The sequence below is a fragment of the Borreliella bavariensis PBi genome, from assembly GCF_000196215.1.
GTDB lineage: Bacteria > Spirochaetota > Spirochaetia > Borreliales > Borreliaceae > Borreliella > Borreliella garinii.
This window is the reverse complement of record NC_006156.1, coordinates 170,708-182,977: the sequence shown is the minus strand read 5'-3', so window position 1 is coordinate 182,977 and position 12,270 is coordinate 170,708. Positions and strand designations below refer to the sequence as shown.

Here is a 12,270-nt window from a genome sequence, read left to right as displayed (position 1 = left end):
TCCTTTAAAGTTTTTTATTTATTAAAACGGAAGCTTCTTTTGAGCCTCCAATTTTTGGCCCGTAAGGGTTTTTGTAAGTTACATTTTCTACACTTTCTTGGATATCTTGAAATATTATTGCTAACATGTCAAGGGATGTGTTTACATAGTTTTGTATCATGTAGTTTAAATTTTTGATATTAAGTATTCCAATTTTCAATTTGTGTAGATAGTCGTATATTTCTTTTTTGTGAATTGTAGTCAATTTTTCTACAGCTTCGTAAGTTGACTCAAAGTTTTTATTTTGGGTAAATTTTTTCCAAATTTCGTCTCTTTTGCTTTCAATTTCTTGAAAATTTTCAAGTAATATTTTTGTTTTATTTGCAATCTCTTTAAGTCCGATTTCATTTTTATTGTCGACATTTTCTTTTATTTTTAGGTATGACTTATATATTTCTTCTACTAAAAGAAGCTCTTCTTTTAAAACTTCTTTTAGTTCAATTTCAAGTTTTGCCTTCATTTTTATGAAATTAATTATAAGCCATTATAAATATATTTACAAATCAATTTTGTCTTTTTATTGTGTTATAATGCATTAAGGTATGAGTAATCTTTTTCAAAGAGATGATGACATTGTAGCTCTTGCAACCCCTTTTTTAAGTAGTGCTTTATGCGTGATTCGTAGTAGCGGTGCTTCTTCTATTCCTAAATTTTCTAAAATCTTTTCAAATCATTCAGCTCTTAATTCAGCGCCTGGGAATACAATTCATTATGGTTATATATTAGATAATGAGAATAATTGCAAGGTAGATGAAGTTGTTGTGTGTTTGTATCGAGCGCCAAAGAGTTTTACGGGGCAAGATTCCATTGAAGTTATAGCTCATGGTTCTGTGATTGGGATTAAAAAAATTATAGATTTGTTCTTAAAAAGTGGGTTTAGGATGGCTGAGCCTGGTGAATTTACTTTACGCTCATTTCTTGCTAAAAAAATTGCTCTTACAAAAGCAGAAGCCCTTCATGAGATTATTTTTGCCACGACTAATAAAACTTATTCTCTTGCAGTTACTCCCCTCTCTGGAGCTTTATTTGCTAACCTAGATGCAATACAGAGATGTCTTCTAAACATTCTCTCCGCTGTTAGTGCTTATCTTGATTATGAGGTTGATGACCATGAGATTAGCATTCCCTTTGACTTGATTTTAAATAGCAAGGCTGAGCTTAAGAAATTAATTAATTCTTATAAGGTTTATGAAAAAATTGATCATGGTGTTACTTTGGTGTTAGCAGGCTCTGTTAATGCTGGAAAGTCTTCGTTATTTAATATGTTTCTCAAAAAAGATAGATCAATTGTCTCTTCATACCCTGGTACCACAAGGGATTATATTGAAGCAACTTTTGAGCTTGATGGCATTTTATTTAATCTTTTTGATACAGCAGGTCTTAAAGATGCTGATAATTTTGTTGAGAGGTTAGGAATTGAGAAAAGTAATTCTTTAATAAAGGAAGCATCTTTAGTAATTTATGTGATTGACGTTAGTTCAAATTTACCAAGAGAGGATTTCTTGTTTATTGATTCAAATAAATCTAATAGTAAAATATTATTCGTTTTAAACAAGATAGATTTAAATATAAATAAATCTACTGAGGAATTTGTTCGTTCAAGCGTCTTAAATTCTTCAAATTTAATAATGATTAGTACTAAAAATTTAGAAGGAATAGATATCCTTTATGACAAGATAAAGACGCTAATCTCTTATGAGAGAGTAGAGATTGGGCTTGATGATATAATAATATCTTCAAGTCGTCAGATGCAACTTTTAGAGAAAGCTTATGCTTTGGTTTTAGATTTATTAAATAAAATTGATCGTCAAGTAAGTTATGATATGTTAGCATTTGATGCTTATGAGATTATTAATTGTTTAGGTGAAATAACGGGAGAAGTTAGCAGTGAAGACGTTCTTGATAATATGTTTAAGAATTTTTGTTTGGGGAAATAAATATGGATTTTGACGCAATTGTTATTGGAGGAGGTCATGCGGGGATTGAAGCCGCGCTTGCTCTTTCAAGGTTGGATTTTAAGACTTTAATGATTACTCAAAATTTAGATACAATCGGTAAGCTTTCTTGCAATCCTGCTATTGGCGGACTTGCTAAGGGCAATATGGTTAGAGAGATTGATGCTCTTGGTGGTGAAATGGGTCGTATTATTGACTTTAGTATGATTCAGTTTAGAGTTTTAAATAAAAGTCGTGGTCCTGCAGTTCAAGCTCCACGTGCTCAAGCTGATAAATTAATGTACCAAACCAAGGCTAAAGAAACTTTAGAGCGTCAAGACAATCTTGATCTTTTTCAAGATACAGTTGTTGACTTTCTTCTTAATTCCATGAGAAATGAAATTAAAGGAGTTGTTACAGAGAGAGGCAATAAGTTTAGATCAAATGTTGTGGTGCTTACAACAGGGACTTTTCTTCGAGGAAAAATATTTATTGGTGAGTATAGAGCTAATATGGGTAGACTTGCTGAATTTTCTGCTTATGGACTTGATAAAACTTTGCTTAGCCTTGGATTTGAAATGGGTAGGCTTAAAACGGGCACTCCAGCAAGAATTCATAAAAAAAGTGTAGACTTTTCAAAGACTGAAGTTCAATTTGGAGATTCAGACATCATTCCCTTCTCTTTTTCAAATGGCAATTTAGACAAATCTCAACTTTCATGTTATGTGACCTATACTAATAAAAGAACCCACGAAATAATTAGTGAAAATATGCACTTGTCACCCCTTTATTCTGGTGAGATTGTAGGCAATGGCCCAAGATATTGTCCTTCTATTGAGGATAAGATAGTAAAGTTTAAAGATAAAGATAGACATCAAATCTTTATTGAGCCTGAAGGGTTTAATACGGAAGAAATGTATCTTAATGGTCTTAGCTCTTCTTTACCTGAAAATATTCAGCAGAAATTTATTAACAGCATTGAAGGCCTTGAGCATGCTATTATTACAAGGCCTGGTTATGCAGTTGAGTATGATTATATAAATCCAATTGAACTTTATCCAAATCTTGAGAGCAAAAGAGTTAAAGGGCTTTTTGTAGCAGGTCAGACCAACGGCTCTTCAGGATATGAAGAGGCAGCAGCTCAAGGGTTAATGGCTGGAATTAATGCTGCTCTTAGACTTCAAAATAAAAAGCCAATGATTTTAACAAGAACCAGTTCTTATATTGGAGTTCTTATTGACGATCTTGTTACTAAAGGCACTAAAGAGCCTTACAGAATGTTTACTTCAAGAGCTGAGCACAGGCTTAATTTAAGACACGATACTAGTGATAAGCGTTTAATTAAGATTGGATATGATCTTGGGCTTGTTGATGAGGAGAGATATTCAAAATATCTTTTTAAGAAGAGAAGAGTTGAAGAGATAAAGGAGCTTTTAAAGCAAAGGCGGCTTAGCTTAAAAGATGTTGCTGATGAACAATTAAAAAAACATGTTAGTAAAGATTTTTACCATATTTTAAAAGATCCTTCTATTAGTTTAGATAATTTGATAAAGATTGATCCAAGTTTAAGTGATTCAAAAGTAATTTTAGAGCAAGTTGAATTAGATGTTAAATATGAAGGTTATATTAATAGACAGAAAGATTTAATTAAAAAACTTAATAATCTAGAGCTTGTCAAGCTTCCATTTGATTTTAATTACGAGATTATTGAAGGCCTCTCAAGAGAAGCTAGAGAGAAATTTTCCAAGGTTCAACCAGCTACTCTTGCTCAAGCAAGTCGAATTCCTGGAATAAGAAATACAGATATTACTGTTTTGTTTATATATTTTTCAAATCCTAAAAATAAGGTAGTTTTAAATTTTTCTTTATGATAAGTGATATTGAATTTGCTTTTTCAGAATGTAATTTCCAGTTTGCTTACAAAGATCTTCAGAAAATAAATTTATATATAAAGAGAATTTTACTTTTAAATACCAGATTTAATTTAATTTCAAATAGCAATAGCAACTTTAATTCTATTCTTAATCTACATGTTATAGATTCTCTTTTGGGATTACCAACTATTAAAGAGATTAATCCTTCTGAAATTCTTGATGTTGGTAGTGGTTCTGGATTCCCAGGTATTGTTTTGGCTATTTTTGACACTTCTAGAAAATATTATCTTTTAGAGAGAAGTAAAAAAAAGTCTACTTTTTTGAAAATGATAAAATTAGAACTTGATTTAGAAAATGTAAAAATTTTAGAATATGAGATTGAAAGAGAAAAAAAGAAGTATGAATTTATTACAATTAGAGCTTTTAGAAGTATGAATGAATATGCGTTAGTTTTAAAAAATCTTTTAAAGAATGGAGGTTTAATTATGGCATATAAGGGCAAATTTGATAAAATTAATCTTGAGGTCAATCAAATTAAAGATCTGTTTAGTAAAATAGAAGTAAAGTCTTTAAATTCAAAATTAAGCCTAGATAGAAATTTGGTTTTACTTTACAGATAATATTATTATAGCTTAGGTTCAATTTATAGTTTAAAGTGATTTTGACTAGGAGTATTATGAAGAGTAGTTTTCAGATAGATTCAGAAGTAGAGAATGCATTACATTTGATAAATAAATTTAGAAGAGAGGTTGCAAGCAGGATTCTTGGTCAAAAAGAAATGATAGATGCTATTTTAATGGGACTTTTAACAGAGGGGCATGTTTTACTTGAAGGGGTTCCAGGTCTTGCTAAGACCCTTGCAATTCAAACTGTATCTGATGTTCTTGATCTTGAGTTTAAGCGTATACAGTTTACTCCAGATCTTTTGCCGTCAGACCTTACAGGTAATATGGTTTATAAAAGTGCTACAGGGACTTTTAAGGTTAGAAAAGGCCCAGTATTTTCAAATGTTATTTTAGCAGATGAAATCAATAGAGCTCCCGCAAAAGTTCAGTCCGCTCTTCTTGAGGCTATGGGAGAAAGGCAAGTAACTCTTGGAGACGAAACTCATAGGCTTCCAGATCCGTTTTTTGTTCTTGCTACTCAAAATCCAATAGAGCAAGAAGGGACTTACAATTTGCCAGAATCCCAACTTGATAGATTTTTATTAAAAGTTAATGTTAATTATCCATCAGTGCAGGATGAAGTAAGGCTTTTAAAAATATTTTCAGTGGATGGACGTCTTGAAAATATTAAAGTTGCAAAGGTGATGAATGCTTATTCTTTGGCTGATATTAAAAGAACGGTTGGCAGGGTAAAAGTTGATGACAAAATAATGCTTTATATTGTTACTTTAATCTCTGCATCTCGAGAGAGAGATAAGAAAACTTATCCGTTTGCCAAATATATTGAATTTGGTGCATCTCCTAGGGCTTCTCTTAGTTTATTAAAGTGTGCTCGTGTTAATGCTCTTTATGAGGGACGAATATTTGTTCTACCAGAAGATGTTAAAGCTGTGGCTTATAGTGTGTTAAGGCACAGGATTACACCATCTTATGAGGCAGAAGTAGAGGAAATGAGTATTGATGATATTATTAGAATGCTTCTTTCTGCTGTAGCGCTTCCTTAGGAAATAATTTTTAAAAAATGATACAAGATAACGAAATAAGTAGTAGTACTAAGACTAGGATAAAAGCTTTAAAGTTCTTTTCAAGAAAAATGCTTTCAGAGCTTAATTTTGGTGGCTATCGTTCAATTTTTAAAGGACTTGGTCTTGAATTTCATGAATTTAGACCCTATGAAGATTCTGATGATGCTAGATTTATTGATTGGAATGTGAGTTCAAAAGCTGATAGCATTTTTTCAAAGGTTTTCAAAGAAGATAGGGGAATGAATCTTCATCTTCTAGTAGATAATTCACTTTCCATGAGCCTGGGGGACAAAGTAAATAAAAAGGATGTTCAGGATTTGTTGGTTTCTATTTTTGCACATATGGCATTTTTTAATAATGATAAAATAGGTGTTACCTTTTTTTCAAGTGGAACAGACAAGTTTATACCCTCTAGCAAGGGTCATTCACACTTAGGATTGATTTTAAGTGAAACAATCAATAGAAATCTTAAGCCGGGTAGCAGCTTAGCTTATATTTTTAAAAATACAGCAGAATATTATAAAAAAAGATCTTTAGTTATAATTATTTCTGATTTTAAGGCAAATGCTTATTTTAAATCCTTAAATGTTTTGAGTAAGAGACATAATGGTATTGCTATAAGAATTTCAGATTTTTTTGATGAAAATTTTCCTAAAATTGGAACTTTGATTTGCGAAGATATTGAAACTGGAGAAAATTTTTTAGTTTCAGGGTTTAGCAAGTTAACATTAAGTGATTATAAAAACTATTGGACGCTTGATAAAATAAAATGGAAAAAAGAGTGTATTAAAAAAAATATTAGTTTTATTGAAATTGATACTAAAGAAGATGTTTTTAAGAAACTTAAAATTCTTCTTAAAAAGGGATAATAGATTTTGAAGGGAGTTGTTTCAAGTCTTTTTCTTTTTTTAGCCTTATTTTCACATTCTTATGAAATAAAGAATGAAATATTTATGCCAACTCGTTACTATGTGGGTGATTCTGTTGATTTTAAAGTTTCATTAATTTTAAATGATGATGAGGAGTTTTTTCCTGCAGATTTTAAAGAGATTAAAGATGAATTTGTTGAAGTAAATTCGATTAGCTTTAATGACGTAACAAATGAAATAATAGTTAATTTTGTTTCTTTTTATATTGGAAGTAGTTCTCTTCCTTCTATTTATATTGGGGATGTAATTAACAATGGTAAGAAAAGCAAGGTTTTTCTAGAAAATATAAAAATCAATACAGATAAACTAGTATCTAATAATTCTGATTTTAAAATTAAAAATATAGAAGGCGTTTTATTTATTCCTGGAACAAGTGCCTATTTATTTTTATTCATTCTTGCTTTATTTTTGATTCCTTATTTAATTCTTAAGCTTTTAAAGCTTTTAAATCGACTTTTAATTTACTTGATAGTTAAGCATGGGCTTAAAAAGCCTTATAAAGTATTGCAGAGACAGTTTGTTATTTTGTCTAAATATGTTAGAGAAGGTGGAGACCAAAGCACATTTTATAATTTAATAAATTCTTCTTTAAGAGTTTATTTATCTAAAAAAACAGGTTTTGATTTTAATGCGATTACCACAACAGAAATTTCTATAATTTTGCAAGATCTTAAGGTTCCTTACGAAATTCGTTCAACCTTTATTAATACGTTAAGGCTTTCTGATTTTAGTAAATTTAGTGGTGTTGATTTAGTATTTGAGAGTTTGTCGTTTGTTTTAGAGGATTTAAGAACTGCAGCATCGAATTTTGAAGATTTTAATAGAGGTGCTAATGTTAACATTTAATGAGCCCTTGTATTTATTTTTATTAGTAATTTTTCCTTTAATAATTTATTTTAATCATTTTTTTAAAAATAGAGGAGGCAAGATAAAGTTTCCAATATCGCTTTATGGCAATTTTAATTCTTTAAAGCTTAAGGATTATAGATTAAATTTGATTTATTTTTTTACTTATTCTTTTTTGTATTTAGCTGCAATGGTTATGGTGTTTGCTTTAGCAGGTCCTTCGGTTTCAAAAAAGAAGATGATACATCTTAGTGCTGGCGCTGACATTGTCATTGTTCTTGACATATCGCCTAGTATGGGGGCTGTTGAGTTTTCTTCTAAAAATAGACTTGAGTTTTCAAAAGAATTGATTAGACGTTTTATTTCTCAACGTGAAAATGATAATATTGGCTTGGTAGCTTTTGCAAAAGATGCTTCAATAGTGGTGCCTATAACAACAGATAGGGATTTTTTTAATAAAAAGTTAGATGATATTTATATTATGGATCTTGGCAATGGGTCTGCTTTAGGATTAGGTATTTCTATTGCGCTGTCTCATTTAAAGCATTCCGAAGCTCTTAAAAGATCGATAGTGGTTTTAACAGATGGGGTTGTTAATTCAGATGAAATTTATAAAGATCAAGTGATTAACCTTGCTCAAGGTTTAAATGTTAAGATTTATTCTATTGGCATTGGAAGTTCTGAGGAATTTAGTGTTGAGTTTAAATTAAGATCTGGAAAATTTTATCAAGGAAGCCTTAAAGAGATTTATGATCCTAGCATGCTTGTTGAGATTTCACATAAAACAGGAGGGCTTTTTTATTCAGTTAATGATGATTTTTCTTTTCAATTTGCAATTCAAGATTTTTCAAAAAAAGAAAATTTGGAGAGAAAAATTAAAATAGCCGTGGACAATAAAGATATTTATAAAGAATTTTTAGTTTTAGCGTTTTTCTTATTATTTATTTATTTTATTTTTTCAAAAATTTTCTTAAAAGAGATACTATGAGTATAAATAATTATAGTGCTTTATACTTTTTTTTAATTTTAATATGTATTTTTTTTGTGTGTGTGCTTGATTTTAGACGAAATATTCCGTTTTTTAAAACTTTAAGCTTTATGTATGGAGATAATTCCTACATTCAAAATTACTACATTAAAAAAGTTCTAATGACAATGTTTTTTATTTTCAGCTTGATTTTTCTAATTTTATCCATCTTGGATATTTCTTGGGGACAAAGAGCTGTTGAGGATGAGAGAAATAAATTGAGAATTTCTTTTATTTTTGACATTTCTCGTAGCATGTTAAGTGTGGATGAAGGTAAGATTATTAATAGACTTGAGAGTGCTAAAAATATGATTAGTTTAATTTTAAGCAATTTTGAGAATGCGGAATATTCTCTTACTATTTTTAAAGGGAAGTCTATATTGGTTTTACCTTTTTCTAAGGATAAAAACAGTTTAAACAAGATGCTAAATTATATAGAGCCTAATTTAATAAGCTCTCCCGGGAGTTTTTTAGGAGATGCTGTTTTTAGTGTAATCTCTAGTTTACAGGATGACTCTTATTATAATTTTTTAGTTATTTTAACAGATGGCGATGATTGGGGAGAAAATAATTATTATAGGTTTTCTAAATTTGTCAATAATTTAAAGTTGGAAAGTTTTGTGGTTGGGATTGGAGGTAATAATCCTGTTTTATTTGATAATAATTCAATTATTAAAGATAAAGATGGGAATTTTGTTAAAGCTGTGATAAATGAAGAAAATTTACTTCTTCTTGCCTCTTCTCTTAAAGGGTCATATTATAACTTGTATTTAAAAGGGATTAACCTTGTTGTCAATGATATAAGAAATGGTATAATAAGAAGAACATCAAACGATATTATACTTGTTGATGTATCAAGGTATAAAATTTTTTTGGTTATTTCATTGTTGTTTATTTTTATGTATTTATTTGTCAGGATGGTAAAGTGGGACGAAACTTTTTAGCATTTTTATATGCTTGCTTTTTTTGTTTAGGTTTTTTGTCTTGCTCAAATGTTAAGTCTATGTCTTTAATGGCTATTGGCAATTATGAATATGTTAGAGGAAATTATCAAAATGCAATTTCAAATTATTATAATCTTGTAGAGGATAAAAAATATTCTGCTTGGGGATATTATAATCTTGGTATTGTATATTATTCTTTAGGTGAGTATGAAAGTTCTCTTAGAATATTCTCTTATGCAAAGAAAACCAATGATATTTTTTTAAATTTTAATGTCAATTATAACGAGGGGATAATATACTATAATCAAGGACTTTATCATAAGGCCGAAATGGCTTTTAAGGAGGCTTTGAAAATTAATCCTAGCAGCTATAATGCTAAATATAATCTTGAACTTGCAATAATAAAAAAACGAACAGTGCGTGATAGTTTAAATTCTTTAAGTGTAGAAAAAAGTAAAAATTTTGTTGAAAGTAATGAAAATTTTTTAAGGTACATTGAAAATCTTGAGAGGGTTGTATGGTTGAGAAAAATAGACGAGAGTTTGGTTGCTCCAAAAGAAGATTGGTAATATTTTTTATTTATTTTTTTTCAATCGCAAGGCTTTATTCGCTTACAGGTATTGATTTTGTTAAAAATATTAAAGTTTTAAAGGGCGACAAGTTTATTCAGATCGTAAGGCTTAACAATCCTTTGCAAGACATTGATACAAGTTTGCTAAAAGTTGAAATAAATAAAGAAGTTAAATCCAATTCTAATGTTTTATCAATATCTAGGACAACGGATAATAATAACTTTTCTTTTATTGAGATTAAAGTTGAATATCTTTTTGATGGTTTAGGGTTTATTAAGATTCCTCCATTAAAAGTAATTTATAAAGGTGATTCCTATGTATCTTCAGAGGCTGAAGTTAGTGTGCTAAGAGCTGATGAAATAAATTCTTTCGGTTTGCCAGTTGATTTGTATTGGGATCTTGATAAAAGAGAGGTTTATGAATATCAAAGTATTGGTCTTGTTTTGCGTTCAAATTGGCTTTTAGATAGCAATTCTAATAAAATTTCTGGATTTTTGCCTGCTATTAAGGATGCAATGATTGAAAAGATGCCTATATTTGGGGATATTAAATATAGAACTTTTAATAATAAAGAAATTTTAGATGTACCTTTTTATAACTTTGTACTAACTCCTCTTAAGGGCTCAAAAAATGTTTTGATTCCCAGCTTTTCTTTTAATATTGATTCTGGTCTTGTTAGGGAAGCTCCGGAGCTTTTATTAAAAGTTAAGCCGATTCCCAAAGAGGTTAAATCTTTAGCAGTGGGAATTTTTAGAATTGATTATGAGACCCCTACTTATTCTGCAATTGAACAAGATATATTTACTATTTTAATAAAAATTACAGGTCAAGGGAATTTTCCGCATTTTTACTTTCCAGAGATTGAAACTTATAATTCTAAAATTCTTAATAAAAGGAAAAATTATAGTTTTAAGCCCTCTAAAGATGGGTACAAGGGCAGTATTTCTCAAATTTATACAGTTAAGCCTGGCACTAAAGGTAGTGTATTTTTAAATATTGGTGATTTTAGTTATTTAAATCCAGATAATGGAACAGTTTATACTCTTAAAGGGAAAAAATTGAAGTACGAATATTCGGGAGAGTTTGATAGCATAAACAAAATACATAACAATGTAGATTCTGATTTTAAACTGCTATCTTATACTGATATTTTGAATTACAAAAATAAAACTTTTTTATTTTTTGTTCCATACTATTATTTACTTTTGATTCCAGGGTTTTTATTATCTTTGGCCATTTTAATTAACTATAAAAAATTTTTTGCAGCATCAAGTTTTGGACTGGTTATTTTAATATTGGCTGTTGGCATTAGTTTAAATGCTGTAAATGATAGTTTATTGTCAGAAAAAAATATAAATGATTTGATTGAAAACTATAATGCTAAAAATTATGATGCTGCACTTATCAAGATTGATAATATTCTTAAAAAATATCCAAATTATTCAGGACTTTGGTTAAATAGAGCTCTTGTTTTAAGTAAAATGGATAGGGATTTTGATGCTATTTATTCAGCCTATAAGGCATTTTTAGCTTCTCCAAATAATGACGCCCCCTATAAGGTTATTGGTTTAATTGAAGCTAAAAATGGAGTTACAGATAATATTCGTAACAATAGTTTTATTTTTGCTAATATTTTTTTTATTATTAGCTTATTTTTGATAAATTTTTTAGTCATATCTATTTCTTATAAATTTTTGGCAAAAAATTTAAAAAAAATAATTATATTTTTACTTTTTTCTGCGATTTGTTTTACTATGTTTGAAACATATTATTTTTATTCTGAACAACAATCTGAGGTGGGAATAATTAAAGGTGATTTAGTTTCTCTTTACAAGGTTCCTGACAACTTTTCAAGGAGTTGGAGATTTTTAAAAGGAAATGCGAGTGTTTATATCCTTGACAGCAAAGACGATTTTGTTCTTATTGAAACAAGTTATGGACTTCAAGGCTGGATTCACAAGAATTTTGTTGTATCCTTAAAAGATAATTTGATCTAAAAAATAAATATTTAAAATACTTAAAAGTTTTTAAAAAGTTTTAATTTTATTTTTCCCTGTATACTATTCTACCTTTTGTAAGGTCATAAGGAGATAGTTCAACTTTTACTTTATCACCAGGAACGATTTTAATGAAATGTTTTCTCATCTTGCCAGATAGATGGGCAAGTACAATGTGCTTGTTTTTAAGTTCTACTCTAAACATGGTATTTGGAAGGGATTCTTTTACAATTCCTTCGGTTTCAATAGCTTCTTCTTTAATATTCAAGACAACCTCCGCATTTTTCTCTGATAGGATAAATTTTACATGATTAAACATATCATTTCAATTATTCTTTTTAAGAATAAAAGCATTATTGTTTGTTTACATTATAAGAAATTGTGTATATAATTACACGAAGTTTTTTAAAAATGTAAT

Annotated in this window: 12 protein-coding genes; 10 read left to right on the top strand and 2 right to left on the bottom strand. The window is 29.2% G+C overall.

Going from position 1 to position 12,270, the window contains the following annotated elements; genetic code table 11:
• Nucleotides 1-4: 4 nt before the first annotated feature.
• The gene (locus BG_RS00865) at nt 5-499 is read right to left on the bottom strand and encodes a hypothetical protein (RefSeq protein WP_011193528.1); all 495 of its coding nucleotides are present in this window, start codon (nt 497-499) and stop codon (nt 5-7) included.
• An 82-nt stretch (nt 500-581) separates the two neighbouring features.
• Between BG_RS00865 and mnmE the strand changes: the two genes are divergently transcribed.
• From mnmE to BG_RS00815, 10 genes are read left to right on the top strand one after another with little or no spacing between them, the layout of a single operon-like run.
• Nucleotides 582-1,976 (top strand): tRNA uridine-5-carboxymethylaminomethyl(34) synthesis GTPase MnmE, encoded by a 1,395-nt coding sequence (mnmE, locus tag BG_RS00860; RefSeq protein WP_011193527.1) that lies wholly within the window; start codon nt 582-584, stop codon nt 1,974-1,976.
• A 2-nt stretch (nt 1,977-1,978) separates the two neighbouring features.
• Nucleotides 1,979-3,844, top strand: coding sequence for a tRNA uridine-5-carboxymethylaminomethyl(34) synthesis enzyme MnmG (mnmG, locus tag BG_RS00855; protein WP_011193526.1), 1,866 nt, complete (start codon nt 1,979-1,981; stop codon nt 3,842-3,844).
• On the top strand, nt 3,841-4,467 hold the full coding sequence (rsmG, locus tag BG_RS00850; RefSeq protein ID WP_011193525.1) for a 16S rRNA (guanine(527)-N(7))-methyltransferase RsmG: 627 nt from the start codon (nt 3,841-3,843) through the stop codon (nt 4,465-4,467). Before mnmG ends, rsmG begins: the two co-directional genes overlap by 4 nt.
• 56 nt (nt 4,468-4,523) lie before the next feature.
• Nucleotides 4,524-5,516, top strand: coding sequence for an AAA family ATPase (locus BG_RS00845; RefSeq protein ID WP_004791899.1), 993 nt, complete (start codon nt 4,524-4,526; stop codon nt 5,514-5,516).
• A gap of 17 nt (nt 5,517-5,533) precedes the next feature.
• Nucleotides 5,534-6,406, top strand: coding sequence for a DUF58 domain-containing protein (locus BG_RS00840; protein WP_011193524.1), 873 nt, complete (start codon nt 5,534-5,536; stop codon nt 6,404-6,406).
• 6 nt (nt 6,407-6,412) lie between these two features.
• Nucleotides 6,413-7,312 carry a hypothetical protein gene (locus BG_RS00835; RefSeq protein ID WP_011193523.1) on the top strand — a complete coding sequence of 300 codons (900 nt, stop codon included), beginning with the start codon at nt 6,413-6,415 and terminating at the stop codon, nt 7,310-7,312.
• Nucleotides 7,299-8,300, top strand: coding sequence for a vWA domain-containing protein (locus tag BG_RS00830; protein ID WP_011193522.1), 1,002 nt, complete (start codon nt 7,299-7,301; stop codon nt 8,298-8,300). Before BG_RS00835 ends, BG_RS00830 begins: the two co-directional genes overlap by 14 nt.
• Nucleotides 8,297-9,283 (top strand): vWA domain-containing protein, encoded by a 987-nt coding sequence (locus BG_RS00825; RefSeq protein ID WP_011193521.1) that lies wholly within the window; start codon nt 8,297-8,299, stop codon nt 9,281-9,283. Before BG_RS00830 ends, BG_RS00825 begins: the two co-directional genes overlap by 4 nt.
• Nucleotides 9,265-9,852: a tetratricopeptide repeat protein gene (locus tag BG_RS00820; RefSeq protein WP_011193520.1), complete on the top strand. Its 588-nt coding sequence runs from the start codon at nt 9,265-9,267 to the stop codon at nt 9,850-9,852. The genes BG_RS00825 and BG_RS00820 overlap by 19 nt, the downstream gene beginning before the upstream one ends.
• A complete protein-coding gene (locus tag BG_RS00815; RefSeq protein WP_044007951.1) occupies nt 9,846-11,852 on the top strand; it encodes an SH3 domain-containing protein in 2,007 nt (668 codons plus the stop codon). Before BG_RS00820 ends, BG_RS00815 begins: the two co-directional genes overlap by 7 nt.
• A 46-nt stretch (nt 11,853-11,898) precedes the next feature.
• Here BG_RS00815 and infA read toward each other — a convergent pair whose 3' ends face one another.
• Entirely contained in the window at nt 11,899-12,120 is a 222-nt protein-coding gene (gene infA / locus BG_RS00810; RefSeq protein ID WP_002556767.1) for a translation initiation factor IF-1, read from the bottom strand.
• Nucleotides 12,121-12,270: the final 150 nt, after the last annotated feature.

Coding starts and splice junctions, on each gene's coding strand:
- BG_RS00865 (WP_011193528.1), bottom strand. CDS start 499: ATGAAGGCAAAACTTGAAATTGAACTAAAAGAAGTTTTAAAAGAAGAG.
- mnmE (WP_011193527.1), top strand. CDS start 582: ATGAGTAATCTTTTTCAAAGAGATGATGACATTGTAGCTCTTGCAACC.
- BG_RS00830 (WP_011193522.1), top strand. CDS start 7,299: ATGTTAACATTTAATGAGCCCTTGTATTTATTTTTATTAGTAATTTTT.
- BG_RS00825 (WP_011193521.1), top strand. CDS start 8,297: ATGAGTATAAATAATTATAGTGCTTTATACTTTTTTTTAATTTTAATA.
- BG_RS00845 (WP_004791899.1), top strand. CDS start 4,524: ATGAAGAGTAGTTTTCAGATAGATTCAGAAGTAGAGAATGCATTACAT.
- mnmG (WP_011193526.1), top strand. CDS start 1,979: ATGGATTTTGACGCAATTGTTATTGGAGGAGGTCATGCGGGGATTGAA.
- BG_RS00840 (WP_011193524.1), top strand. CDS start 5,534: ATGATACAAGATAACGAAATAAGTAGTAGTACTAAGACTAGGATAAAA.
- rsmG (WP_011193525.1), top strand. CDS start 3,841: ATGATAAGTGATATTGAATTTGCTTTTTCAGAATGTAATTTCCAGTTT.